This window comes from Bdellovibrio sp. HCB337 (assembly GCF_047302465.1).
Taxonomy (GTDB): Bacteria; Bdellovibrionota; Bdellovibrionia; order Bdellovibrionales; family Bdellovibrionaceae; genus JACMRP01.
Genome location: NZ_CP178621.1, coordinates 1,597,197 through 1,622,392, shown reverse-complemented (window position 1 = coordinate 1,622,392; position 25,196 = coordinate 1,597,197). Strand labels below are relative to the sequence as shown.

The 25,196-nt window shown below is 44.8% G+C and carries 27 protein-coding genes; 12 read left to right on the top strand and 15 right to left on the bottom strand.

Going from position 1 to position 25,196, the window contains the following annotated elements:
• Positions 1-166 precede the first annotated feature (166 nt).
• From ACLWBB_RS07875 to ACLWBB_RS07850, 6 genes are all read left to right on the top strand, one after another.
• The gene (locus ACLWBB_RS07875) at positions 167-964 is read left to right on the top strand and encodes an SAM-dependent methyltransferase (protein ID WP_413291073.1); all 798 of its coding nucleotides are present in this window, start codon (positions 167-169) and stop codon (positions 962-964) included.
• 53 nt (positions 965-1,017) lie between these two features.
• A complete protein-coding gene (locus ACLWBB_RS07870; protein WP_413291072.1) occupies positions 1,018-1,539 on the top strand; it encodes a PaaI family thioesterase in 522 nt (173 codons plus the stop codon).
• Positions 1,539-1,940: an acyl-CoA thioesterase gene (locus tag ACLWBB_RS07865; protein ID WP_413291071.1), complete on the top strand. Its 402-nt coding sequence runs from the start codon at positions 1,539-1,541 to the stop codon at positions 1,938-1,940. Before ACLWBB_RS07870 ends, ACLWBB_RS07865 begins: the two co-directional genes overlap by 1 nt.
• 83 nt (positions 1,941-2,023) lie before the next feature.
• The gene (locus tag ACLWBB_RS07860; protein ID WP_413291070.1) at positions 2,024-3,832 is read left to right on the top strand and encodes a sensor histidine kinase; all 1,809 of its coding nucleotides are present in this window, start codon (positions 2,024-2,026) and stop codon (positions 3,830-3,832) included.
• Between the two features lie 193 nt (positions 3,833-4,025).
• Positions 4,026-4,856 carry a DUF4423 domain-containing protein gene (locus tag ACLWBB_RS07855; protein ID WP_413291069.1) on the top strand — a complete coding sequence of 277 codons (831 nt, stop codon included), beginning with the start codon at positions 4,026-4,028 and terminating at the stop codon, positions 4,854-4,856.
• Positions 4,853-6,664 (top strand): hypothetical protein, encoded by a 1,812-nt coding sequence (locus ACLWBB_RS07850; protein ID WP_413291068.1) that lies wholly within the window; start codon positions 4,853-4,855, stop codon positions 6,662-6,664. The genes ACLWBB_RS07855 and ACLWBB_RS07850 overlap by 4 nt, the downstream gene beginning before the upstream one ends.
• A gap of 20 nt (positions 6,665-6,684) precedes the next feature.
• Here the strand turns inward: ACLWBB_RS07850 and ACLWBB_RS07845 are convergent, their stop codons facing one another.
• The 4 genes from ACLWBB_RS07845 to ACLWBB_RS07830 form a co-directional block, all read right to left on the bottom strand.
• A complete protein-coding gene (locus tag ACLWBB_RS07845) occupies positions 6,685-7,905 on the bottom strand; it encodes a metallopeptidase TldD-related protein (protein ID WP_413291067.1) in 1,221 nt (406 codons plus the stop codon).
• On the bottom strand, positions 7,905-9,266 hold the full coding sequence (locus tag ACLWBB_RS07840) for a TldD/PmbA family protein (RefSeq protein WP_413291066.1): 1,362 nt from the start codon (positions 9,264-9,266) through the stop codon (positions 7,905-7,907). Before ACLWBB_RS07840 ends, ACLWBB_RS07845 begins: the two co-directional genes overlap by 1 nt.
• A 144-nt stretch (positions 9,267-9,410) precedes the next feature.
• The gene (locus ACLWBB_RS07835) at positions 9,411-9,872 is read right to left on the bottom strand and encodes a hypothetical protein (protein WP_413291065.1); all 462 of its coding nucleotides are present in this window, start codon (positions 9,870-9,872) and stop codon (positions 9,411-9,413) included.
• Between the two features lie 85 nt (positions 9,873-9,957).
• Complete coding sequence (locus ACLWBB_RS07830) at positions 9,958-10,446, bottom strand: hypothetical protein (RefSeq protein ID WP_413291064.1); 489 nt, start codon at positions 10,444-10,446, stop codon at positions 9,958-9,960.
• Between the two features lie 180 nt (positions 10,447-10,626).
• Here ACLWBB_RS07830 and ACLWBB_RS07825 point away from each other — a divergent pair, with 180 nt between their 5' ends.
• Positions 10,627-10,953, top strand: coding sequence for a DUF4242 domain-containing protein (locus tag ACLWBB_RS07825; RefSeq protein WP_413291063.1), 327 nt, complete (start codon positions 10,627-10,629; stop codon positions 10,951-10,953).
• Positions 10,954-11,069: 116 nt separating this feature from the next.
• Here ACLWBB_RS07825 and ACLWBB_RS07820 read toward each other — a convergent pair whose 3' ends face one another.
• Both ACLWBB_RS07820 and ACLWBB_RS07815 read right to left on the bottom strand, forming a co-directional pair.
• On the bottom strand, positions 11,070-12,050 hold the full coding sequence (locus ACLWBB_RS07820) for a deoxyhypusine synthase family protein (RefSeq protein WP_413291062.1): 981 nt from the start codon (positions 12,048-12,050) through the stop codon (positions 11,070-11,072).
• A gap of 66 nt (positions 12,051-12,116) precedes the next feature.
• Positions 12,117-13,166: a class I SAM-dependent methyltransferase gene (locus ACLWBB_RS07815; RefSeq protein ID WP_413291061.1), complete on the bottom strand. Its 1,050-nt coding sequence runs from the start codon at positions 13,164-13,166 to the stop codon at positions 12,117-12,119.
• Positions 13,167-13,394: 228 nt separating this feature from the next.
• Between ACLWBB_RS07815 and ACLWBB_RS07810 the strand changes: the two genes are divergently transcribed.
• Positions 13,395-13,832 carry a hypothetical protein gene (locus ACLWBB_RS07810; RefSeq protein WP_413291060.1) on the top strand — a complete coding sequence of 146 codons (438 nt, stop codon included), beginning with the start codon at positions 13,395-13,397 and terminating at the stop codon, positions 13,830-13,832.
• Positions 13,833-13,973: 141 nt separating this feature from the next.
• The gene (locus tag ACLWBB_RS07805; RefSeq protein WP_413291059.1) at positions 13,974-14,519 is read left to right on the top strand and encodes a hypothetical protein; all 546 of its coding nucleotides are present in this window, start codon (positions 13,974-13,976) and stop codon (positions 14,517-14,519) included.
• Between the two features lie 63 nt (positions 14,520-14,582).
• Here the strand turns inward: ACLWBB_RS07805 and ACLWBB_RS07800 are convergent, their stop codons facing one another.
• The 6 genes from ACLWBB_RS07800 to ACLWBB_RS07775 all read right to left on the bottom strand — a co-directional run bounded on the left by ACLWBB_RS07800 (position 14,583) and on the right by ACLWBB_RS07775 (position 19,047).
• Positions 14,583-15,470 (bottom strand): hypothetical protein, encoded by an 888-nt coding sequence (locus ACLWBB_RS07800; protein ID WP_413291058.1) that lies wholly within the window; start codon positions 15,468-15,470, stop codon positions 14,583-14,585.
• A 9-nt stretch (positions 15,471-15,479) separates the two neighbouring features.
• Positions 15,480-16,268, bottom strand: coding sequence for a TIGR02147 family protein (locus ACLWBB_RS07795; protein ID WP_413291057.1), 789 nt, complete (start codon positions 16,266-16,268; stop codon positions 15,480-15,482).
• A gap of 116 nt (positions 16,269-16,384) precedes the next feature.
• Positions 16,385-17,284 carry a TraB/GumN family protein gene (locus ACLWBB_RS07790; protein WP_413291056.1) on the bottom strand — a complete coding sequence of 300 codons (900 nt, stop codon included), beginning with the start codon at positions 17,282-17,284 and terminating at the stop codon, positions 16,385-16,387.
• Between the two features lie 5 nt (positions 17,285-17,289).
• Positions 17,290-17,418, bottom strand: coding sequence for a hypothetical protein (locus ACLWBB_RS07785; protein ID WP_413291055.1), 129 nt, complete (start codon positions 17,416-17,418; stop codon positions 17,290-17,292).
• Positions 17,415-18,260 carry a ThiF family adenylyltransferase gene (locus tag ACLWBB_RS07780; RefSeq protein WP_413291054.1) on the bottom strand — a complete coding sequence of 282 codons (846 nt, stop codon included), beginning with the start codon at positions 18,258-18,260 and terminating at the stop codon, positions 17,415-17,417. The genes ACLWBB_RS07785 and ACLWBB_RS07780 overlap by 4 nt, the downstream gene beginning before the upstream one ends.
• Complete coding sequence (locus tag ACLWBB_RS07775) at positions 18,247-19,047, bottom strand: TatD family hydrolase (protein WP_413291594.1); 801 nt, start codon at positions 19,045-19,047, stop codon at positions 18,247-18,249. The genes ACLWBB_RS07780 and ACLWBB_RS07775 overlap by 14 nt, the downstream gene beginning before the upstream one ends.
• A 95-nt stretch (positions 19,048-19,142) precedes the next feature.
• On the opposite strand from ACLWBB_RS07775, the gene ACLWBB_RS07770 reads away from it, so the two are divergent.
• Positions 19,143-20,201 carry a hypothetical protein gene (locus ACLWBB_RS07770; RefSeq protein ID WP_413291053.1) on the top strand — a complete coding sequence of 353 codons (1,059 nt, stop codon included), beginning with the start codon at positions 19,143-19,145 and terminating at the stop codon, positions 20,199-20,201.
• 69 nt (positions 20,202-20,270) lie between these two features.
• Here the strand turns inward: ACLWBB_RS07770 and ACLWBB_RS07765 are convergent, their stop codons facing one another.
• Entirely contained in the window at positions 20,271-20,948 is a 678-nt protein-coding gene (locus ACLWBB_RS07765; protein ID WP_413291052.1) for a DedA family protein, read from the bottom strand.
• Positions 20,949-20,973: 25 nt separating this feature from the next.
• Between ACLWBB_RS07765 and ACLWBB_RS07760 the strand changes: the two genes are divergently transcribed.
• Positions 20,974-21,900 carry an RluA family pseudouridine synthase gene (locus ACLWBB_RS07760; RefSeq protein ID WP_413291051.1) on the top strand — a complete coding sequence of 309 codons (927 nt, stop codon included), beginning with the start codon at positions 20,974-20,976 and terminating at the stop codon, positions 21,898-21,900.
• Here ACLWBB_RS07760 and ACLWBB_RS07755 read toward each other — a convergent pair.
• Entirely contained in the window at positions 21,884-22,801 is a 918-nt protein-coding gene (locus tag ACLWBB_RS07755) for a hypothetical protein (RefSeq protein WP_413291050.1), read from the bottom strand. The two genes, ACLWBB_RS07760 and ACLWBB_RS07755, sit on opposite strands and share 17 nt — an antisense overlap.
• A gap of 137 nt (positions 22,802-22,938) precedes the next feature.
• On the opposite strand from ACLWBB_RS07755, the gene ACLWBB_RS07750 reads away from it, so the two are divergent.
• Complete coding sequence (locus ACLWBB_RS07750; RefSeq protein WP_413291049.1) at positions 22,939-24,090, top strand: endonuclease/exonuclease/phosphatase family protein; 1,152 nt, start codon at positions 22,939-22,941, stop codon at positions 24,088-24,090.
• Between the two features lie 97 nt (positions 24,091-24,187).
• Here the strand turns inward: ACLWBB_RS07750 and ACLWBB_RS07745 are convergent, their stop codons facing one another.
• Positions 24,188-24,982, bottom strand: a complete 795-nt coding sequence (locus ACLWBB_RS07745) for a S1 family peptidase (protein ID WP_413291048.1) — start codon at positions 24,980-24,982, stop codon at positions 24,188-24,190.
• Positions 24,983-25,196: the final 214 nt, after the last annotated feature.

The window sequence follows — 25,196 nt, the reverse complement described above, 5'->3', positions numbered from 1 at the left end:
CCGCCCGTATATTCAAACTGGGGCTACTAGGGACTTTTTACACGGACTCATTTCCAGAGCCTTCGTATCCCTTAGAAATTCTTCAACCTGGGGACTCCCCAGTGACTATTTTAACGCCCTGAGTTATAAACCCTCTATGTTTACGAGACGTGTAGCTGGAGGGTCTATGGCTGAAACCAACAAGCATTATGATATTAGCGCTGAGTTCTTCCAAGCATTCCTTGATCCCTACATGAAATACACAAGCGGGCTCTATCACCAGAATGAAACCCTCGAGGAGGGCATCCTAAACATGCTCAATAAGCATGTCAGTTTCCTTCAAGGCTCTACCAACCCTGCTATTCTTGAAGTTGGACCTGGCTGGGGATCGTTTATTAAACGTCTTTCAGAAGTGAAAAAAGATTTCACTTACACCGCTATCAATCCATCACTTGTGCAAAATACCTACATCCAAACACAAATTCAGCCTGATGCGATTATTCATGAGGGTTGTTTTGAGACGGCGGATTCTTTAGCGCCAAACTCATTCGACATCATTTACTTCATTGGTTCGTTCTGCCATATGACCCAAAAAGAAAACCAGTTAGAGAAACTCTATAGTCTCTTAAAGCCAGGCGGCCGTGTCATTATTGAAGACACGTTTTTCATCACTAAGGATTTATTCACGAAGCATGCTTTCCGTAGTGAAACTAGCTTTGTTCAAAAAGAAGTTTTTGGTTTTGCTGAAATTTTAGCATTGCCAGAATTCTTAGAAACCGTTCCGCAAAAAGGTTTCCAAATGGTGAGCCTGCTAGAGCATTCGTCAAGCTACGCACGCACCATTGATTTCTGGCTAGGCAAACTCGCTGATATCCAATCGCCAGAAAAAGTACAGTTTATTCAATACCTCAAAATAGCTCAAAAAGGCTGGAATCGCACCATTGCGAACTACTTGATCGAGCTACGAAAGATGGGTCCTCAATGATTACCGCTCTTTTTGGCCTGCTTCAGCTTTTCACTTTTATATTGAAACAAAAAATGAAACGCACGCGTATCAAAAACTCCGTGGAAATTTCACCTGTGACATTTCCATTGCAAAATAGCGATGCCCACAATGGCTTCGTAAACTCCAAAAATAATCCTTGGGGTTTAAAGGCAGAATTCTTCGTCGAAGAAAACAACACTTGTCGTTGCGAGTGGACCAACACGCATACCAACTTCCAAGGATTTGCTAATATCATCCATGGCGGCATTTTAGCAACGCTGGCAGATGAATTGATGGCCAACAACGTGCTTGGCAGTCTCAATAAATTTGCGATGAGCCTCAAGGCAGAACTAGAGTGGCAACGTCCTGCAAAGGTGTCAGAAAAAATCACGGGTCGGTCTCAAATCTACTTTCGCCTAGGATCTTTTGTACTTGTGAGATTCGAACTTCTAAACGAAAAGCAGAAACCCGTACTAACTGGAACTGGCGTTTTTTATCTCTTGAACCGTCAGCAATTTGAAAGAGCAACCTCGCAGCCACTGCCTCCTGAACTTATCCCTTATGTGAGACCTTGATGAAAACTCTTTCATACACAATTGAACTTAACGAGTTGGATCCCGTTGGATATGTTCATCATCCACACTATTTTGTTATTTGTGAAAAGGTGCGTGAGCAGCTCCTGCAGACGCATTATGCAGACTATGCCTCATTAAAAAATAAAGACATCGCTCTAGTTGTGGCTAAAATCGATGCTGAGTACTCACTTCCATTGACGGCTGGCCCTATTGAAGTCGCTATCACGATTCATAGTCACAGCTCAAAAATGCTAACGCTAACCCATGAAATGAAACGTTCTGGATACAAAGCTTTTTCCGCCAATATAGTTTTTGTCAGCGTTAATTACTCGACGGGAAAAACCTGCCCATTGCCATCGGAAGTAACCTCGTTTATCGATGCAATCCATGGAGCTTTATGAAAGTAGTTTATTTACTTCTTCTATCTATCTTCATATTTTCAATGAGCGCTTCGGCTGCGGAATTACCTTTACAAGGATCCTTTATGGCATCCGACGCGGTATTAACGAAGTCTCAGTTTTTTAAACCGCAATTTAACCTGACTGAAGTAACAAATCTTGAAGAGCTTCATCAGAAACTGCCAACCCCCGTCAGCGCCCGTGAACTATCTGGTTATAACTCCCAATGGGCGCTAGTACTCTTAACACTTTCTAACTCCAATGACGTCCAAGATTACATTTTGCGATTTGGCTATCCCTCGATGCAAAATATCTTGATTGTAGGCTTCGACAAAAGCGGTAAAAAACTGTTTGAAGCTAAATCCGGTAAACTTGTCCCATTCAGCGAGCGCGTCGTTGCTGATAGTGAATACCTTTTTCCGATTCACGTTCCTACAAATGAGAGCATCACTTTGGCTATTGAGCTAAAAACCACTGGTTCGATGCAATTTCCTTTTGAGATTTATTCTGACATCGAGATGCTCCACCATACTCAAAAGAAATTCCTCTTTTTTGGTGTCTATTACGGAATCATTTTATTCATTTTGGCTTATAGCCTTTTTATTTTTATGTCGTTCGGTGGTCGGTTATTCAGCCGATATTTTTTTTATATCTTGTCAGTTGTTGTTGCCCAGATGTCACTGCACGGGATCGCCTATAAGTATTTATGGCCAGATCTGCCACATTGGAACAAAGTCAGTACTTTGTTCTTCGTAGCGTTTATGTTTTTTAGTTTAAGTCAGTTTACGCGGGTTTCCTTGAATACCAAGGAAAGCGCCATAAAAATAGACTGGCTCCTAAAAGGATTCTCTGTATTTTCAGCATTTCTCGCCATCTTCTCGATCGTGTCTTATGGAAACACAGTGATCCGACTAGTCGGTATTGCTACTTCATGCTTGCCCCTTATCTTTGTCCCTGCTGGCATCGTAGGACTGGTCAAGAAATCGAAATTTGCGCCGTATTATCTTCCAGCGATTTTGTTTTATATTATCGGGGCTTCGCTCTATGGCCTAAAAGATGCCGGAGTTTTGCCTCCTTCGTTTGTTACTGAAAACGGGATTCTATTAGGATCTCTTTTGGAAGTTTCATTCTTCTCGATTGGTTTGGGTGCCCATATCCGTGACCTTAAGTTCAACGCCGACCGTGTGGTTATAGAAAATAAGATTCATTCTGAAATTGCTAACCTAGCTACTCAGATGGCTCATGACATTCGCTCTCCATTAAGCGCTCTGAATTTACTAAGTGATCACTTACAAGAAGCTAGTGACGAGAAACGTGACTTGCTAAAAGGCTCTACACAGAGAATTAATGAGATCGCTAACTCCATGCTGCAAAAAGCTAAAAGCAAGAACCTGTTCACATTACAGGAGGCCGCAGCGGACTCAGCCAAGAGCTCCCCAGTGGCCCGAACTTCATTTAAAGAAGTTTGTGAAAACGTGCTGTCAGAAAAAATGCTTTTGGTTGAGAATAGTCAACTTCAGATTTGCCTTTTGAACTCGCTTCCAGAGGCCCTTGTCAGAGTAGATGCCGCGGACTTCGCAAGAGCACTGTCGAATATTTTAAACAACTCGATTGAGGCCATTGGCAATAATCCGGGCACAATTTTTATCAAATCAGATTTGAACTTAAAAGAGCAGACTCTCACTCTCGAAGTACGCGACACTGGCGTAGGAATGTCCTCTGAAACTCTCCGAAAAGTTGGCGCAAAAGGGTTTACGTTCGGTAAAACTAATGGCACAGGCCTTGGTCTTCACCAAGTACGCGCAACACTTAAAAAAGGTGATGGTCGCCTCTCGATTCAATCTAAAGTTAACGAGGGAACGACGATCACCTGCTTATTGCCAATAGTTACCTAGAAAACTATTACCTGTATCCCCGCGCCGAATTGCCAGAGTACTTTCAAGACATCGTCGTGTGATAAAATAAAAAAAGACACTTTCTTCAAAGGAAGCACTATCTCCCTTCTTGGGGAATTTGGGGGAATGATGTGTTCCGCGTCAGATTCCTATTTAGTTCCATTTATTAATTTCAGGGAATACAACGTTCCCAATGAGCAATGTAGGAACAGACTACCGTCATATTATTAAAGCTGAGTATGAGCGTCGTCATACCCGCAATGGGAATTACTCGATGCGGGCTTATGCCAGAGATTTGCAGCTGTCACCATCGAAGCTGTCAGAGATCTTGAGACACAAGAAGGGCCTATCCTATCAATCGGCCGTTGTGATTGCGAAAAAGCTTCATCTCGGAAATCGTGAATCGGAACAATTCGTCCTTTTAGTACAAGCATCGCATGCAAGAAGTGCTTTGGCCCGCGAACAGGCCCAGAAAAAACTAAAACAGATTCAGTCCAGTTTCTCTTTTTCACAGATGAACATGGACGCCTTTGAAACCATCGCCAACTGGGTTCACTTTGCTGTTATGGAGCTGACCGAGATCAAGGACTTTCAACCATCTCTGAGTTGGATTGCAAAGCGCCTGGGTATCGATAAAGACGCCGCCAAATCGGCCGTAAAAAGATTGCAGCGCCTAGGTTTAATAGAGAAAAGCACAGAGGGAAAATGGGTTCAGACAGAAAGAGATCTGGCGACACCCGATACGATGGCTTCCAGAGCTGTGAAAAACCATCATTTTCAAATTCTTAAAAAAGCAGATGCGGCTCTTGAAGAAGTTCCCATGGAGTTCCGCGAGTTTTCAAGTACGATGATGGGTATTGATGTCAACAAACTGCCGGAAGCCAAAGAAGCTCTGAAGGAATTCCGGCGTCGATTCTGCAAAGACGTTCAGGACACCGACAATAAAAATTCACTCTATTGTTTATCCATGCAGTTCTTCCCCCTGGACTGGCAAAAAGAAAATCAAAAAAGGAATGAGACATGAACAAGATCTTTATTTTAGCTTTTTTGTTAGGAGCCACTTCGGCCTTTGCAGCTGATGGCAAAGACGTGGGTAACGGTGGTGACGCCGTGGTGTGCAGAAATGCAAAAAACAAAATCACCTCGGTTCAGTTCTATGATCATTTCGAGGCAAAAGAAAAACGACAGATGGTTTTAGATCTTGGGGCAGCTACATTAAGCTATGAAAAGAAATTGGATCTCTTGTTAGCTCGAGTGAAAAAGATCAACCCGAGCCGCGCCAGAATGTATCGTGAATGGTGGAGTTCCTTCATGAAAGAGGCCAAATTTATTAAGGGCTCGAACTTGATTGATATTCCAGACACCGGAGGTGGCTTTGTACCAGCTGGTTGTGGATTAGAACAACTGGCAGTGCAACAAACTGTCAAGTTTCCCGGCGATAGTCGCTACACCATCAATCAGGATCTTTGGGATTTGATGGATGCCAATAGCAAGGCCGGTCTTATTCTGCATGAGCTGATTTTGAGAGAGGCTACGTCTGATGAGGTCGGACAAACGAACTCAATTAATACCAGATACCTCAATGCCGTCATGAGCACAAAAGCCTATGAAAAGATGTCTTTAAAAAGTTACATCGAACTTCTTCAGCTGACTCAGTTTAAAGTAGCGGATGCGCAAGGTGGCGTACCTATAGATATTTCCAAGGCCGAGGTAATGTTCTTGAATGATGAGAATATCCTCTCCGCATGGGCAATCTCCGATACGCAATTTGAGTTTTTGTGGGACAAGCAAGTTTTTCAGGCGAAAATACGCGCGTCCGGCCCGCGGGTTGAGTTTTACCCAAGTGGTTTATTGAAATCGACAGTCTTGATTGATGCCAAATCCATGACTCTACCGATCTTAGGAAAATCGACCGTAGTGACTACAGGAGATTATGGAATTTACTTGCGCCTGTATGAGGATCGTAGTGTTGCTGAAGCTGGGGGCTCCGTTCCTTTGGATCTTCAACTTTTCAAAGGTGACGTAAGGGCCGTGAGTATTTCGGAGCAAGGTGTTTTAGAGAAGATTAAGTTCCACTATTACACAGATCCGTTTGACCCACGATTACCTTTGGTCCAATTGCATGGACGTTGGTTTCCCATCAATGGCGATTCTCTCAAGTTTGACGAGCATCAAAGGCCTCTCTATGAAGACCAGGCACTGCTACTCACTGATGCGGGCTATACCATGCAGTGTGGTTGGGCTGAGTTTAATTCAAATGGCGATATCCTAGCTTGTAAAAACGGGGCCATCGGCTTTTGGAAAACACCTGATGGCAAAACCTGGGAGCTCGTGAACAAGGGCTCGCGCCCGTTCAACGGCATCAAAGTTGAGTTTTTTGCTGACGGAAGTCTTAGTAAGTTTTTTACCTTGGATGAAGTTAAAAATGCTAATTTACGTACAGTTAAGAAGATTAAAGAAGTGAGTGTATGGCCCTCTGGCGCTGTGAAGTCTGTGCATAGTCTAGATTATATAACTGACATGACAGCGAAGGTACGAGGTCAGTGGTACGAAGCGGAATTTGCAGAATTCACCGAAACTGGGCTTGTGGCGAAGCTGCATGGTTCAAAGTGTGGCTCTGATGGTGAAGTCACTTTTAGTACTAAGCATGGATCCGTAAGTGTGATTGGCTGTTCTAAGACTGAGGTCTTTCCAGACACAGGTTACCTCAAAGCAGGAAAGCTTAGTAGACAGCAGACTTTGACGACCGCAAATGGCACGCGAACATTTGCACAATTCGCTGATGTTGAATGGGAAGAGGACGGAAACGCCACCTTAGTTGTAAATCCATAGAGCCTCCGTTACCTACTTTTCTAGTGCCCGACGACTTCCATTTGCGTGAGCACACATGGAGAGAATGAGCCCGAGAAGCTGTCACTGGAAATAGCAATCAGGTCTTTGCCTAAGATATCTTTGAAAAGACCTTTCACACTCACAGATGGAACTCGGCCTACTGGCTGTCCATGGCGGAATAAGAATCCCACTTGTACAGGGTAAGAATACTCCCACTGTTCAGTGATCGTACCGCCGTAACTCATTGCTACTACCAAACACTCAGGAAGTGATTTGATCATTTCCCACACAGGTGTTTTGCCTGGAGCCAAAACAAGCTCATGAACGCCGCAATTTACGCCCGTATTGAAACTACGCAGACCATTTCCAGTGCTTTGCGTATTGGCTTTTGTGGCTTGGCGCAAGTCATAAAGAACTTTGCTGAACGTACCGTTTTCAAAAACCATTGGGTTGGTGTGCAGAACCCCTTCCCCATCAAAGCCTCTAAAACGACCTTTCGCTGGATTTAGACTCACATCTTGAAAACTCACTTGGGAGTTAAAGACTTGCTCGCCCAACTTTCCAGACAAAGCAGTACTGCCCGCGTGGAATTTTTCAGGTTTCATATCCTGAGCAATTCGCTCCATAAAACTCCAGTTGTCCATCAATAGAACTGGCATCTTTTTAGAATCAATTGCTGCTTTTTGACCAACCGCTTTTAACAAAGGCTCTGCCTTAGCATAAAATTTGTTGAAATCGTAATCGGGTCCATCAATAAACATCCAGCCCTCTGCAAAATCTGCAGAGCCGAATTGCTTATATAGCAAAGTGGCTTCCACGGTTTCGCCAGACGTATGTAAGTTTCCGGTATAACTGCTAGTAAAATACCGAGTTGATTTCGTAAAGTTCGCATGTCCACTCCAGTAAAGGTGTGGATACTGCTTTTGCAAATCATGGAAGAAATCTTTAAAGCGATTGAGCGCCGATCCACGAGATTCTTTAGCGATGTGTGTGCTTTCGAATCCCGCAGTTTTTGGCAGAGCATAATCGTATGCAATACCTACGTTGCCTGCATGCTCAGCTTTTCCTAAAAGGGCTTGATCGTCGATGCTACCAACAAAGGCCGACGAATAGACCTGGCCACCCTTAAATACGCGCGCCGCAGACTTTTGAATCTTCTGCGTTTGAAGACCAGAGATTTTATTTCCCTGAATTTTAAGCGCAGTCATGTCTTTATGAATTTTTAAAAGATCGTGTTGCATTAGCTAACCTGCATGTCTTTCACAAGAATTGTCGGACCACCATCAGCGACTGGCAAAGGGGACTGTTGATTTTTCCCACAACCCCCAAGTGCACTGTGATGCAAATCAAAATCATTGGCGATGGCTTCAATGTTTAATAAGGTCTCAAAGATTTGGCCTGTGATAACGTTCGCACGTACTGGAGTCGTAGGCTTTCCATCTTTGATTAAGTAAGCTCTGCCTGGAGCAATCGTAAAGAGGTCGCCCCCAGTACCGTACTGGAAGTCTTCAACCAAAACTCCGCCTTCAGCTTTGCGGTAAAGTTCATCCAAATTCATTGTGCCATTTTCAATGTAGGTCGACGTCATACGAACAATAGGTTCATATTCAAAAGTAATCGCACGACCATTGCCAGTGGGTTTCTCATCCATAGCTAAGGCCGTTTCGTAAGAATGAAGACGTCCTGTCAAAAGACCGTTTTTGATTAGATAATTCTTTTGTGCTCGTTGACCTTCGTCATCGATGGGACAATAGCCAGAGCCGCCTTTGTGGTCTCCGGAATCGACGATAGAAATAAAATCAGCCGCGACCTTCTTACCGATCTTCCAAGTTTCCTTGGCGACCGGGTCCCCGATCATGGCGTCTGCTTCAGACATATGCCCGAAGGACTCGTGCACAAAAACTCCTGCAACTTGCGGTGTTAGCGCCAGGCTGTATTTCCCGGGCTTAAGAAGTGGCGCATGTAAAAACTGAGTTGCTTCACCAATATACTTCACTAACTGAGCATCTCTGCCTTTAAGTTGCTCGAAAGTTTCACCATAAATGGGAATACGGTCCGAAAACTTTTTATCTCCGTCGACTAGGTCCATTCCAAGACTTCCGCCACATTGAGCAAAATCGAACTGAAAGAAGGTCCCAGAGGAATTCTTATAAGTCTTTATTTTATAGTGATCTCCATACACCATACGACTGCTTTTCACGGCCGGGTTTTGCAAAGACAACTTATCGTAAGAAGCCATCAGCGCCACTTTCTCTGCAAGTGGGATCCGAGAAGGATTGTTATTCACATAGCTCATGTTCTCGTAAGTGCCGTTATTTTCTGGAACTGAATGCCACTTTTCCCCGCCACCGATGTCTGGAGAGTTCGCTAAATCTAAAAGTTGTTGCGGTAAAGTTTGTAAATCAGTTGTCGCAGAGAAATACCACTGCCCATGCTGGCGAACGCGTAAAAAGGCTCCGACAGAGCTTTCTTCGACAGCGGTTGTGAGTTCGTGATTTTGGAAGCGGACTTTACTTTCGAAAGTTTCTTCCACTCGCACGTCACAATACTCACAAGGGATAGATTTAAGATCTAGGGACTGCAAAAGGCTTTTGATATCCATAAGTTCTCCGATCGAGAACAAAGCCTAGCACAGTAAAAACGCGACTTACCAATGTTTTGGCGGAACCTGGTCCCTGACGCGCTGTAGAGGCAATAAAAAGCCACCTTTTAGGTGGCTTTCTACTATCACATTTCGCAAAACTTCTTAATTACGCAAGATATCTTCAAGAGCGCGACGAGCCTCGTAGATATTTCCATTATCAAGCTGTTGCAAACCATAGCGAGCCATCTCTTTAGCCCACATACGGAAGTCATTTGTTGGAGGGCGAACACCGCCACCGCCATGTCTTACAGGTTGACCCACTTGGCGAAGACATTGAATGGTGTTTGTCGCATCTGTAATGCTATCGCAGCTAACAACTGCGCGAGAATCGAACTCCAAGTTCACAATGGCTTCCATACACTGCACGGTGCCTTCAGCAGACTGAATACGATCACAAGCCGCAGCCGCAAGACCATCCACATATTGACCAGAAATTGCCGACAAACAGCGCGTTTTCAATGGCCCCGAGTTCACACGATTACATACGTAGAAGGGATCTTTAGGCTCTAATGCAAAGCTGTTGATTGAAGTAAAAGTGATCAATGCTAGCAAAATCTTTTTCATGAACGGACCTTTCAAAAAATATTGTGGTTTCTTTTTGTCACCATAGTGATGTGAAACAAAATAAATGCAACGACAGTGCCAGCGCCTAATTGCAGCTCACGCCTTGATTACAGAAACTTTCCGGATAACCGTTTTTAACACAAGCCTCAACTGCCGACTCGACTGTTGAACCTTTATAACCACGAGAGTCGCAAAGGCGCGAGCCTTCACAAGTAACGCCTTGGTTACAGAAGCTTTCTGGGTACCCATTACTTACACAAGCAGCAACAGCATCTTCAACCGTGGAGCCCTTGTAACCACGAGAATCACACAGCGAAACACCATCACAAGTGACACCTTGGCTGCAAAAACTTTTTGGATAGCCATTTTTTACACAAGCATCGATAGCTCGTTCCGCAGTACTTCCTTTATAACCACGAGATTCGCAAAGACCGCCCCCGGAAGATCCGCAATTGCGTTTAAGTTTTAGTAACTCTTGCTCGAGATAACTTTGATCGTTGCACGTGTACTGGGCTTGAGCCGAAAAAGTAAAAAGACAACAGCCTGCTAAAACTAAAAAAATAAATGATTTCATTTTGAACCCCCTGGTTTTGCTGAGCTTGCAAAGCAAGAGGCGTGCCGAGCAAAATGCACCACCGACATTCTGCGACGCGTTCAAGATATAAAAGGACCCTACTAGGCCCTCAAAACTTCCAATGAACTGGACATGCTTTCTTCAGCAGTCTCAACGATATTTTTTTGCAGGAGGAAAAATATGCCTAAATATATTATTGAAAGAAAAGTCCCAAACGTTGGCCAAAGCTCCAAAGAAGAGATGCATGCTATGGCAAAGAAATCTAATGAGGTTCTTAATCAACTCAACGGAGAGGTCAATTGGCTCGAAAGCTTTGTGACTGACGACAAAATTTACTGCGTCTACGTTGCACCCAATGAAGAGCTCGTCAAACGCCACGCTCAACTTGCCGGATTTCCAGCCGACAGTGTCGCCAAGGTGAACGCTATTCTAGATCCATCGAGTGGAGAGATCGAAACTTCTCGTCGAACAGATCAAGCAGCCGAAAGAACTAAGCCCCTCCAATAAAAGGTCCCATGTCTGAAAATAAAAAAACCCACATCTCGTGAAAGATGTGGGTCTTGAGTTTTTGAGATTAGTCCAGCTCTGGGCCTCCGGCCCGACGCCTCCTCGCCAGGCGGCGACTACCAGCCCAAAACGTAGCCGAAGATCAGAGGTGCTACGATAGTAGCGTCTGATTCAACGATGTAGCTTGGTGTGCTTGGCGCCAATTTACCCCAAGTGATTTTCTCATTTGGAATTGCACCAGAGTATGAGCCATATGAAGTTGTAGAGTCAGAGATTTGTGCGAAGTAGCTCCACAAAGGAACGTCTTCATGACCCAAATCTTGCTCAAGCATTGGAACTACGCAGATTGGGAAGTCACCAGCAATACCACCACCGATTTGGAAGAAGCCTACTGGATTCTTTTTAGAAGCACCCATGTACCACTCAGCCCAAGACTTCATGTACTCGATACCACCTTTTACAGTAGTAGATTTCTTGATGTCGCCTTTAATACAGTGACCAGCAAAGATGTTACCCAAAGTTGAGTCTTCCCAACCTGGAACAACCATTGGAAGGTTCTTTTCAGCAGCTGCCAACAACCAAGAATTTTTTGGATCGATTTGGTAGAATTCCGTCAGTTTTCCAGAAAGAAGAATTTTGTACATGAACTCATGTGGGAAGTAAGACTCACCCTTTTTGTCAGCATCTTGCCAGTACTCAAGAACAACGTTCTCGATACGACGAATAGCTTCTTCTTCAGGGATGCACGTGTCAGTCACGCGGTTCAAATGCTTTTCCAAAAGCTTTTGCTCATCTTGTGGAGTCAAATCACGGTAGTTCGGAATACGCACGTAGTGATCATGGGCAACCAAGTTGAACACGTCTTCTTCAAGGTTTGCACCTGTGCAAGAAATCGCGTGAACTTTACCCTGACGGATCATTTCAGCAAGGCTCAAGCCCAACTCAGCTGTAGACATTGCGCCCGCTAGGGTCACAAGCATTTGGCCTTTGTTGTCGATGTGCTTTTTGTAGCCAACCGCTGCGTCTTTCAATGCAGCTGCATTGAAATGGCGATAGTGATGGTCAATAAACTTGGTAATAACTCCATTGGTATTCATAACTTAGCCCTCTTTTTTTGAAGCCATAAGTCATACCAGAAATGAACCCCAAGGCAAGCCAAAGTTTCAGGCTTTACGCGCCAGAACTGCTTTCGAGAAAAAGCCCCTCTCAGCACTCTCTATCTCAAAGGAAGCGGCTTTGAGGAGCTCCGCCATGTCGTTTTCGACGTAGCTCTTAAAGAATGGCTCGTGGAAATCCACTGGGAAGCGATCTAGCGCCCAGCCGAAATGTTCAGCATCGGCCTTTTGAATCGAGTCCACAAAGCCAAAATAGCCCCCAGGCTTCAGCAGGCGATGCGCTTCCGCGATCACTTTTTTACGAATATCCAGCGGCAGTTCGTGAAAAAGAAAGCAAGAGTAAACAAAGTCAAAGCTCTCGTTCTGGAAAGACAGGTCCTCTGCCAAACCTTGCATGAAATCCACGCGGGGGAAATCTTTCAGGTTCTCGCGGGCCTTTTGCAGGTATGGATAGCTTAAATCCAAGGCAATAATTTTTGCTTTCGGATAAGACATGGCCATAAATTTGGTCAGCCGTCCCGTCCCAGCTCCCAATTCCAAAAACCTCAAACCATCTCCGTTGCTAGGTTGATGAGTTTTGATCAATGGAATAATCAGGCGTCTCATCGCATCGGCAGCCCCCGAAAAGAGAATTTCTACCTGATGTTCGTAAAGCTCCGCCGATTTTTTCGTAAGATAGCCGCCACTTTGAAAATGGAAGTTACGCTGGAAGTACTCAGGCACGTCATCCATATACGACTGTGCTTCTTCGTTAAAATCTTTGTGGTGCTTTTTCTTTCGACGACGAGCGATGTTGTAACCGTCTAAAAGAATCTGTGGAAAACGCAAAAGATGATCCATCAAGCCTTCGGACTTCAAGACTTCTTTTGGATAGTACCCCTGAGCTATATTTTCGCTGTCTTTTTTAAGCAGCACATATATTTCTTCGAGCGCTTTACGGAAATTTTCAGGATCTTGCAGTGGATGTGGGGCTGTATTTTTGCCAGTCACCAATTTTTCAATTAATGGTAACGCCAGTTTTTCACTAGTAAACACGGTGGAGCGCACCAAGGAAATCCCAAGGTTTATGCGGGAATTGAGTTCTTTTAAAAGATCCATGCGTACCCCCATTTATCTATGGGGAAATCCTAACTCCGCAAGGTCTTCGAGGCAAGGTAGGACCTGTCTTATTTTGAGACGTCGAATCAACGACCACATCACTGACAATTCTTGGCTTTAGGATCTGAACGGGCCTCAAACCCCCGTTAAGTTCGTTAAAACACCAAAAACTAGGCATAGTGGATGCACAAAAGTTTAGTGATGAAAACCCAGTTCGCTAACCTCAAAATGCTCTTGATTCTTCCCCTGGCAATGAGCCTAACGGGTTGTTTGCATTTTGGAAATTTATCCGAAGGTTGCCTTGAGGGATTTGTTCGTACCGAGTACGGCTGCCAATCCTTAAATATGCTTTCGAACTCTGAACTGGAATCCGCAAACGCGCGCTTAGAGAGCCTTCAAACCCAAAACGAAACTCAAGCAGATACGATTCGTGAAACTCAAAGATTGATTGCCAGACTTCAGGCTTCACGCCGTGGCCTGCAAGATACGTTTGAGCGAAACCAAATGAGCCCTTCGTCGATTCGCAATTTAAGCAACCCAAGCTCATTCTCATTTTACAATAACAACTCATCCCAAAACTATCAGCGAAACTCTGTCAACAGTGCGATTTTCGGAAGTGGCTCTAACTCCCGAGATGGCATTGGTTTTAGCTCTGGAAATTACTAAATAAGTTTGTAAACCAAAATTCACTCCGAATATTTTCGAACACAATCGAACATCCGACCACGGTTTCTTGCAAGATTGTCTTGACCCTTCCTCCTAAGTTTCGACACGATTAGGGCTTCAACAGTTTCAAGGAGGAACTTTATGAGAATCGCATTCTTATTCGCAAATCTTTTGATCGGCAGCCTGGCTTTTGCTTCTACGGATTTAACCATGGGACTGCGTCAACAAAATGCCTACCTTGTTGATGCCTCAGCCCAAAGCTGTGCTAATAAAATGGCAACTCGCTTAGACTCAAGCACTCCAATTTCATACGATGTTTCAGCTAGCCATTTCGGCTTTAGCGGTTTAGATCTTCAATGGAATCACCCAACAGACACAGCTCACATTGTGGCTATCAAAATCAACTTTTCCGATGCCAACGTAAACTACTCTTGCACGATCGCAGCTGAAGAGCTGGATGGTATCTTCTTTAACTATACTGGTTTGATCTCTTGGAATGGCGCAATGGCCCCTCAAACAAGTATCAGCTCGCAGTGTCCTCTTCGCTGCGGTTACGTCCTACTAAAGGACCATAGCAAAAACTTTACTTCTGATGGAACTATGACTTTGATGGGATTCCAAAGATCACCAACTGGCGACGAAACCCCGCTTAAAGCAAGTGCGCCTGTAAAACTTCACAAAATGTAAAAGGTCCTTTAAAAGCAAAAAAGCCCTGATTCTCATCAGGGCTTTTTTTTGCCTTTTCATTACCTACTTCGCTATCGGATTACCGACTGAGCAGAAGTATTCCGGAGTTACCGGGTTGTCTGGTGTGGATCTTGGCTCAAGCACTCCGCAGTTCACGCCGGTCAGTACGATATACGTCGTACCAGGTTCGCTATGAGTGTCTACTGGTACTCCCGAGTTCAGAAGCGTCAAATAAAGATTTGTGGCTGGACGAACCAACTGCGTTCCTAAAGCATCCGTGGCAATACATTCCGTCGTCAATAATGGTGCACCATTTCCGTCCAGTGAATTTGACGATGAACACGAAAGTTCCTTCAAAGTTATCTCATAAGAAAAACCACCGATACTTTCATCGAACTCTGGAAACGTGCTCGCCAAAGTAAGGTAAATCACCTGCGCCCCGGGAAGTTCTTTTGTAGCTCCAACAGCCACGCTTAAACCCATCACTTCTTTGATAACTTTTTTGAGTTCCCCCGCCAAGCCGTAACGATTCTGAACCTGAGCAAGTCCAAACAGTTCCAAGGCTGCCGTTATGTATTTGTCTTCTTCCGAAAGCTTTTTCCACTTAGAACGGGTCACTTCGATTTTAAACTTTTTCAAATCAAAAAGAGCGACTTTGCCGGCCCCACTGGCATCAACAAGGTTTCTTTTGACCATAACGATCGGAGTCTCTGAAGCTTTATCCATTTTCAAAGACAGATTCCGTGCCGTTGCAAAAATTCTTCGTGTCTCTTCATCTGAAACCGGAGCATTGCCGGACTTTGCCCACTCCCCGACAACACGAACTTTCAGCAGAAAATCCACAGCATCGGGATCTCCGCCACCGCCGCTTTCAGTACCGATAGCAGCAAACACGACTTGGGAAGATAAGAGAATCGCTAACACAGAGGAAATAACCGTTTTGATTTTCATACGTAACTCCTAAGATTTAATTTCTTTTGAAACTGGATAAAGTTGAATAGCAAGTTGATACACACGGCTTTGCGCACCCTCTTCTAAGTAGGCGCTCAAATCGCGGCGAAATTTAGAGATAATTTTTCGCGCTTGAGGAATTTTCTCGATATCAATCGCCATGGTCATACAGGTAATATCTTTTTCTTCGGCATGAACGGTATCAATTGCATCGAGTGCCATTTGTAGAATCTGGCGTTGCATGTGTTTATGAGCTACCGAGGTCACTCCGGGTGCGAAATTAGTAATAAGCTTATTGGTACGCACCCATTGCCCATCTTCCTGACGAATCAAGCTAAGGCGTTCTAAACGCTCTAAAGCAATCTGAGCTTCGGCCGTAGTAATATTCAAAGCCTTTGCACACCAAGCTGCACGTCCTTGAAAACCATCGACATTGATCAACTCTAGAATTGCAAAGTGATACCAATCCGAAATTACTTTAAACGCATCCTGGCTCAGAACCTCATAAGAAGAATCTTGCCCATCTGCCGTGCCATTGTACTTAAATTTCGATTTTGCTTTTTTGATAAAGAGTTCTTGCTGCTCGGGACTGCTGCCCAAGATTTCGCAAACGCTGGTAATTACTTTCGTAGAGACTTTTCTTTTACCTGCAAATATTTGCGAGAGGCTTGAAGCATCCATTTTTAAAAGCTGTGCAAAAGCTCGCAGAGAATATCGCGGATTGCGTTTGCAGCGGTCCGTAAACTGCTGCTGGAGCCAAATGCGAAAATCAGATGTTTCAGAAGGCGTCGTTTTCATGGGCCCATATCTACTGAGGCCCCTCGTAAAACTCAATATTTTTTGCCATTAAGCGTGGCAAATTCCAATGCCACGGATAAATTTACCAGGCTTTTTATGAATGAATATGAATAAACCTAGCGATTTGGCTCTGGAGAGACGATTTGCACCTTATAGCCTTCACCTTCAAGAAGGGTTATGAGGCTATTTGCTTTATCTTGCTTGCTGTACAAATGAGCCATTCCGACCGCGATAAAAACCTTGTCTTCTTTTTCTAGAAGAGGCTTTAGAGTCTGAATCCACTCGCGGTTTCTTTCTGCGAGAAGACAGGATTTGTACTTTTTAAGAGCGTCGTCTGCCGGTTGCGATGTTGGCGACTTTTTTAGCGTATAGGTCACATTTTCCAGACTGAAAATAGCCTGCAGTTGAAAGCACTTTTGCAGAACAGATTCTTTTCCAGTCTCGAGGGCAACAATTTTTTTGTTTTTGCTGCGAGCATAGGCCTCTAATTGAGCATCATAAATGGTGCGGTCTTTATGAATATAGATACCTTCGATCGGAGCTTCGTCTGCAGGCTCTGCCAATTTTTTCTGCGCGTCCTCGACAGCATCCTTGTATTTCTCTTGGATCAACGTCCAAGCACGAACAGGTTTGAGTGTCGCAAATGTCTTATCTGAAAAGTCTGAGAGTTGCTCTGACACCCAGGCATAGGCCTCTGGCGACAGATCATTTTTTAAACTACCCTCACCTTTTGCGTAGTAGTTTCTCTGACTTTCAATTTGCTTCATCACCAAGCTATCAGTCACTTTGAAATTGATTTCTGAAACGAAAGCCGAGCTCTCGTCAATCATGGGTAATAACTGCGGGTACATTTTTTCGACATCTAGTGGAAGATGAATCGTTCCCACTAAGTAATGACTGCGCCAATTTTTCGAGAATTTAGTAACGACCGGCTGGCCATAAGCCTTTTGAATTTTAGAAGACGAACTCGCACAGCCGATAAGAACTAAAAAAAGTGCTAGCAAGCCGTACTTCATAAAAACTACTTTCCTGCTTGTTCGGCTTTTTTCTTTTGGTCTTCCAAGTAGTGATAACGATAGCCGTGAATAACAGTGCCGATTCCAATCAAAATAACGATGGCGCAGCCGCCGAAGAAAATTGCTAAGCTCATGACTTCACGACCTCACGGATGATCCAAGATGCGATGTTCAAACCGAAAGCTCCAGTTACGAAACTTGCAGTTCCCCAGATCACATTGCGATGCTCGCAGCTATGCAGGTTGTTTTGATTTTGTGGGCATACGCACTTGAAGCCTTCACCATTGTCATAGTGAAGTTCAACCGGATTAATAGGTTCTTCATCCGAGAACACGCACTGGATGCCGAAGCCCCCTTTAGAAGGCCAGTCATATTTCTGACGAAGGATTTTACGAAGCTGCTGAGCCATCGGATCGCCATAAGTGTCGGCCAAATCCGCCATCTTAATCTGAAGCGGATTCAAACGAGCCGCAGCTCCTGCACTCGTGACAACTTTCAAGTTACGAACGCGGCAGGTGTTCAACAAGTGGGCTTTCGCAGTCAAGTTGTCGATCGCGTCCACAATGTAGTCTGGATTACGAGAAAGAATGTCTTCAGAAGACTCTGCATTGTAGAAAGCCGGAATCACTTCCACAACCATCTGTGGATTGATTTTACGAAGGCGTTCGCCCATCACTTCGGCTTTCTTTTTGCCAACCATGCCTTGGATAGCGTGCAGCTGGCGATTGGCGTTGGTGATGCAGACTTCATCGAAGTCCACCAAAGTAATTTTACCGACACCAGAACGAGCCAACGACTCCGCAGTCCAAGAACCCACGCCACCGATACCGATAACCATCACATGAGATTTAAAAAGTTTTAACATCACGTCATCGCCGACCAAACGGCCCATGCGATCAAAACGACGGTGCAAAACGTATTTGGTTTCTTCTGGCTGAACTGGATTCTGAAGATCTGGAGTATTAGTTTCCATCATAATGAAAAAGCCTCTTAAAATTCTCGGTACTGATTTCTAATATTTCACTCGCGGGCATCCCGCGAATCTCGCCGATTTTGCCTGCAACATCCCATAAAGAGGCCGGTTGATTCAAGCTTTGTTTGAACCTAGGTGGGGGCTGATCGGGGGAGTCACTCTCAAGAAGTAAAAATTCCAGGGGCATGTCCTTGACCACTTGATGAAGTTTTTCATTCTGGTCCCAAACCACCGGGCCGCCAATAGATAAATACAAACCCCTTTTTAGAAAATCCTGAGCTTTGCCCCAGCTGCCATTAAAAGAGTGCACGATCCCCTTGCTTGCCGGAACGCCCCAGATATCCATGATTCTGAGGGCCTCTTCATGGGCCTGTACCAGGTGCAAAACCATGGGCTTTTGAACGGCCTCAGCCAGCTCCAACTGCTGCTCAAACACGCCAATTTGGCGCTCGCGCGAGTCCTTCATGATATGAGGCCTAAAATCCAAACCCATCTCGCCGATTCCCAGAGCATGGGGTAAAAGCGGCGCCAGCTGATCCAAGGCGATTTCACACAGGTCCTCGTCATGGGCTGCGACCCAATACGGGTGCAGACCAAAACAAAGGCCGATCTTGCCCGGGTAACGTTGGGCCAGGTCCCTTTGTCGTTGCCAGTCCTCAGGTCCCACTCCGCCCTGCATGAAAAAGTGAATACCTAGCCCTTCAGCCTCGCTGATCACGTTATCAAGCTGGGCTTCTAGGCGTTCGTCGGCAAGGTGGCAATGAGCATCGATCCACTGGTTTTTAGTCATGTTCAAAAGCTAACCACATTTCGGGACTCATTCAATCTTTGATGCTGCCGATAAGAGAAAAGCTATAGCTTTATATTTGTTTTCACGGAGAGAAGATGAAAAAAGACAAAATCCAACTCGGCTACGAAGTCATTGTTGAAAAAGGCCCTATCGCGAAACCTATCGCTTTAGAATTCTGGAAAAACCCTACTGAACATGCCAAATGGACTCAAACAACGCCGTTCAAATACATGGCGGATGCCTTGGTAGGCTTGTCTCTTTTCAAAATGAATGACTTCTTGAAAAGCCCATTGATGTGTCCAAATTTGAATTACAATTTCTGTGCAGAAGCGTGGCGCGCTTTGGATCCTCACTTCGAACTTTTCCAAAGAACACAAGCCCGCGTGAATGCATTGAAAGAACAAGCTCCTAAAGCTGACGCAAAACTGATGGAGACTTTGGAAAATTCTATTTCAGAGATCCTGACCAACGCGCAAAAACCTTGGGGCATTGATCTGAAAGAGCTTTACGCAATCAATGATGCGATTTCACACTTTGAAAACAAATCTGGCACAAAATTGATTTACAATTTTGGTCTTACTTTCTCAAAAGGTTTGAACGAAAAATTATTACAGCTCTTCTCTTGCCTCTTCCATTTGCGTTCTCTCATTGCATTGGACTACAACGCTCACACTCATGATGCGACTTTTGAAGCTGTGAAAGTGGATGCAATTTCAGATTATCTTCATAAGCCAGATTATGTCGTTCACGATGCTTTGTTGTACTTGAACTTTAAACGTCTTAGCCAACCGTTCGCGAGTCGTAAAGATGACGTGCGTTTGGATAAACTTTTGGTGTCGCCACTGCAGAAGGCTTTTGAACAATACACGCACAACGCTTTCTTCTTGGTCGAGCAATTGCCAAAGAGTTTCTTGAACTCTCTCAATCACTCTGAGCTTGAAGAAGCTTTGTACATGGTACAAACAGACTGGCTCTTGGGTTCTGAAGCTGGCGTCCTATTCAAGATCCGCGAAGAGCTTTGCGGTTTGGAATATGGCTATGATAAGATTTTCTGGCACGATCTGGAAAACAAACCAAGCTTCAAGCCGTCTAACTTGAGCATCTGCTGCGAAGTTGACGACAACGACATCTTCGGCGGCTACCACGCAGCTTAGTAAAATTTTGCTACAAAAACAAAAAAGCCGGTCTCAAAACCGGCTTTTTTTATTCCCTATTTCTATTTTCTACTGAGAGCTTTGCTGCTCTTCTTTCATGAAGTAATTCTTAATCTTCTTCGCGATGAAGGCGATCAGGATAATGCCGATGATACCGAAGAGAACCATTTTGAATTGGTGCAAACGCTTGATAATGGGCTCGCCATAAATCGCTAGCAAATAAATCTGCGTAGGAACGCTAATCATTACGGCAATACCGTCAATCAGAGCAAATTTCCAGATTGGAAAATGCATCATGCCGCATGCTAAGTGACCTGGAAAACGAATCCCTGGAGTGAAACGGAAGATACCGCAAGCATAAGCTCCGTATTTCTTCGTCCAGTTCTCCACTTTCTCCATCATCTCTGGAGAAATAATCTTTTTCATAAACGGCGTCTGAAGCATTCGCCGTCCCCAGATCCTACCTATTGCATAAATGAGGAAATCCGCGCCAAACACCGCAACTGAGGCGATAATGGCGGCTGTATGCATATTTACGACGGGTGCCCCTTCAAAGGGCGGCGGAAAGTGATGAGGGTTGGCCCCCATAAAAGCAAGGACACCGATGCTTACGAGCGTCACCTCTTCAGGCAAAGGCAAACCGATCGCCGACATAAACATCATACCCACGAGGGCCGCATAGACGAGCTCAGGCTGATAGGCGTACTGAGATAACCACTGGAATATAGGCTCTTGGAAAATACTCAAAGACTGTGCTCCTTCAATTCCTAATATGTCCTTGATTGCTTCACTTGAACATAATCGTCACGCTGTGCTATTACATTTAAAGGTCATGCACAGCGATAACAAACCAGTTCATCAGTATAATAACGGATTTGAGTATGGTGTTAAACACATCCTCAGTCCTAAGTCCGGCTCACTGAAAGAGATTTTAGTGAGTGAGCTTAATCTGTCAGCAGAATTACTCGAAGATCTCCTGCAACTAGGAAGCATTTACTTCGAGGGACAACGCCAACTCAGTGATAAAAATATCGCTGAGGGCGATTATATTCGCGTTCACACCAAACCGCGCCGTTTTCCTCACAACAACTATCAGTGGAAAGAGCGAATCATTTTCGAAGATGAAAATTTCATCGTCGTCAATAAGCCCGCAGGCCTTCCTGTCCATCCGAGTGTCGACAACTGCCGAGAAAACTTGCAGATGTATCTTTCCGATCATCTGCAACAAGAAATCTTTATCACTCACCGCCTGGATGTTCCCACTAGTGGCCTTATAGTATTGGCAAAAAGCAGAGATTTTCTTCCCCTTTTCAATCACCTACTTGCACAGCGTGGCGTCCAAAAGATCTATCGTGCCCGTGTTCACGGCTTGAAACTCAAAGAAGGTCTCTACACTCACTATATGGAGCCGTCTCCGCGCGCACCAAAAGTGGTCAGCCTTGAAGCTAAAGAAAATTGGCAGGAATGCCACCTTCGTCTTTTTGATGTCAGAGATTTTAAAGACGACCAAGAGCAAGAGGTTCGTGTTGAGCTGCTCACCGGTCGCACGCATCAGATCCGTGCGCAGCTATCAACGATGGGCGCTCCGATCTGCGGAGACATCATGTACGGTGCCCCAAAAAAATACGACCTCGAGATGATTGATCTCGAGGCCGAATATTTAAAGTTTCTAGAATTTGAATTTACAGTGAAGCGTTAGTCATCAAGACCAAGCTGTTATCTTCCGGACGGAAGAACTTCACTGCGTCTTTACGATTAGATACGCGAACCAAGTTTTCAGCAATCAAAGTGAAGCTCAAGCCTCTGACTGGGCGGATGTCCAAGCCCAAAGCCAATTTCGCGTTCGTGTTGTGAGTTGCTGGCAAGAAAGCAGCGCCACCTGAATTGTACCAATCTTCTTTAAAACCTGCAGAAGGCTTAATTGAAACGTACTTGTTGATGTTGCCATCAAGCTCCAAGTAGTGCTCAAGAGCTGCCAGCTGAGTTGTTTTGCGAGGATATGTTCCGTCTTTACGAGGACGAGCTTTTCTGTCTTCAAATGAAGTTTGAGATTGAATGAAGAAGTCTGGCTTGATCACCCAAGTGATTGAAGAGAAAGAACCAATATCGTAGCTGATGAAAGTTTCAGGACGGAATTTTGCGATCGTATGAATTTGCTGAGAAAACTCACTTGTTGGCAGGTAAAGTTTGAAGCTTGAAGAAACACCCGCTGCACCAATAGTTGCAAGTTCGTAATCAGAGTAAACCAAGTGAGCATCGCCAAGGCTTGAGCCAGATTCGATTCGGCTGCCGCGCTTATCAAGACCTTCAGAGTTCACGTTGAAGACCGGGCGAACTGACACGCGTTTTGTTTTAGAAAGTTTGTAGTTAAGTGCGATGTAACCATTAAGTCCGTAAGAAGAGCCACCGGTTTCAACTTGCTTCTGAGAAAGCGAACCGATGCTGAAGAAAGAAACGCCCCATGGAGAAGTTGGACCGAGATCGGGACTAGTTTGCAGAGTGCTAGTGCCGACAGCTGTTGTCGTACTGCTCTCTTGCGCGTGAACTGTTGCAGATAGAACAAGAATTCCTAAGAGTGCCCAAAAACTTCGTAAAGCCATGTTTCCCCCGCGTGGCAAAAAGTTCAGGCTCTTATGCCATAAAAAGTCACTCGACACAACGCAACACTTTGGAATTAATGAATTCCTGACAGAACTAGGGCTTGATCCCCGTAAAAATATCTCGGATGCTGGGCCCTATGAAAAAATTACTCTCTTTTCTGACCATTTCTTTAGCACTTTATTCCACGATTTCCCTTACTGGCTGCGGCACTCCGACCACCAAAGAGGCTGCACCTCCAGCCGTCGTAGAAAAGCCAAAAGCCCCTGGCGAAATCAGCATCATGAATTTCAATGTTGAAAATCTCTTCGACAATATTCATGACGAGAACCGCGAGGACTACGCTTATATGCCGGTGGCTAAAAAGCAAACGCCCGAGCACAAAGCCGTCTGCGATAAGATCCCTCAGCCTCATTACAGAGATGAGTGCATGAACTTTGACTGGAACGATGACGTTGTAAACGTGAAGCTAAAAAACGTCGCGCAAATTATCATGGGTGTTGACGGTCAAGGGCCAGACATCTTGGTTATGCAAGAGGTAGAGAATGACCGCATTCTTGGCCGACTCAATAAGGAATATCTTGCGAAGGCAGGCTACCAAACTCAAGAGTTGATTGAAGGGCCTGACACACGCGGAATCGATATCGGTATTTTGTCGCGTTTCCCAATGGTAGGAAAACCGAAGCTTCACAAAATTCCTTACGTGCCAAAAACAGATCAAGACAAAATTTGGATGTTCAGGTCACGTGGCATTTTGGAAGTGACATTGAAACTTCCTACTGGCGAAAATCTGACGGTCTTGGGGGCTCACTTCCCGTCTCAAGCAAATCCAACTTACTGGCGTGAACAGTCCGTTGCGTTCTTAAGCAAACTTATCAAAGAAAAATCCGCGAAGGGTATGGTTGTAGCGAGTGGTGATCTCAACATCACTCACACCGAAGAAGATAAAACGAGATTCTTCTCAGAGAAATTCTCTGAAGTAGCAATGGTGTCTCACTTGGTCGGTTGTCAAAAGTGCGAAGGCACTCACAACTATCGCCAAGACTGGTCGTTTTTAGACGTGCAGCTATTCTCTAAAAACCTAGGCGAGCAAGGCACAGCTCCTTACAAGTTGGATACAGAGTCTATTAAAGTTATCAACTCAGACCCGATTCATCTTTTGGGTAAAATTCCAAAGCGCTTTAAGCCTGAAACCAAAGAAGGTGTTGCGGATCACTTCCCGCTCTACTCTCGTTTAGCACCACGAGCAGCGGCGACACCTGCTGCGACGCCCGCGGCAGCCGCAAAATAAAGAAACGAACGGTCGCTCTCGATAGTTTTTGAATTAAAAAAGAAAAAGGCTCTGGGTTACCCTCAGAGCCTTTTTTATTTTCAGAATCGATCTCAGATTAAAGAGTACGAGCTAATTCTAGAATCCATGGGATGTAAGCATCCACTCTTGTGAACACAGAGCGGAACATACAAGCTCTTACTTTTGGGATACCAGCACCATTGCTTGTAAGACCCCAAAGGTACAAGTTGCCATCAGTGCCTTTTAAGAATGCAGGGCCACCTGAGTCACCATTGCAAACACCTTTGAAAACACCTTGATTCACAGACATTTCGGTCAAAGAGTAGTTAGGATTTTGTACTTCCAAAGTAACTTTGCGAAGAGTTCCCGAACCGTGACCCATAGTTGGACCCTTAATGCCATAGCCAGCTGCTACAATGTCAGTACCCTTATTCAATAGACGGTAGTCTTTCAACAGATTTACTGAACGGAAGCCATATTCAGTTGGAATTGTGCCTTCGTATTTCAATACCGCGATGTCAGCCATGTTTGGACCGATTTTGCCTGTGTAAAGAGGGCTTCTTTTGCCAGCGATAACTGCGCGAACAAACAATGGAGCTCTCATATCTACGCCGAAACGAACCTCTAGGTCCTGAGGCGCGCCCTCAAGGCAGTGTCCCGCAGTCAGGATCATGTTAGAGCCATACAAAGAGCCAGTGCATATGAAGCCAACACGTGAGTTGTAAAGACCCACAGTCGTTCTTGCAACGATGTCGTTAGGATTTACATCATCACCGCCAAACACACCAACTTGAGAAGCTGGTTGAGCAGTTACAGAGCCTGTGTTGTTTGCATCTTTCGCACATGCAGCCAAAACCAATGCTGTTGCTGCGAACAAAAATTTAAAGTTCATAGAATCTCCCTCTTTCTTGCTTAAAACTAAGCTTTAAAACCGAGCCGTCCTGTATACGTCACCCTCTTGACGAAAGTTGGAACAAACGAAGATCTTTAAATCATGTTCCAGCATGATACAAATGGCCGGTCGCGGGGGTCTTGTACAAAGCTTGATTTGGTTTGTCGAGGTTTAGCCTCAAAATTAATAAAAAAACTCAAAAATCGCATGACAG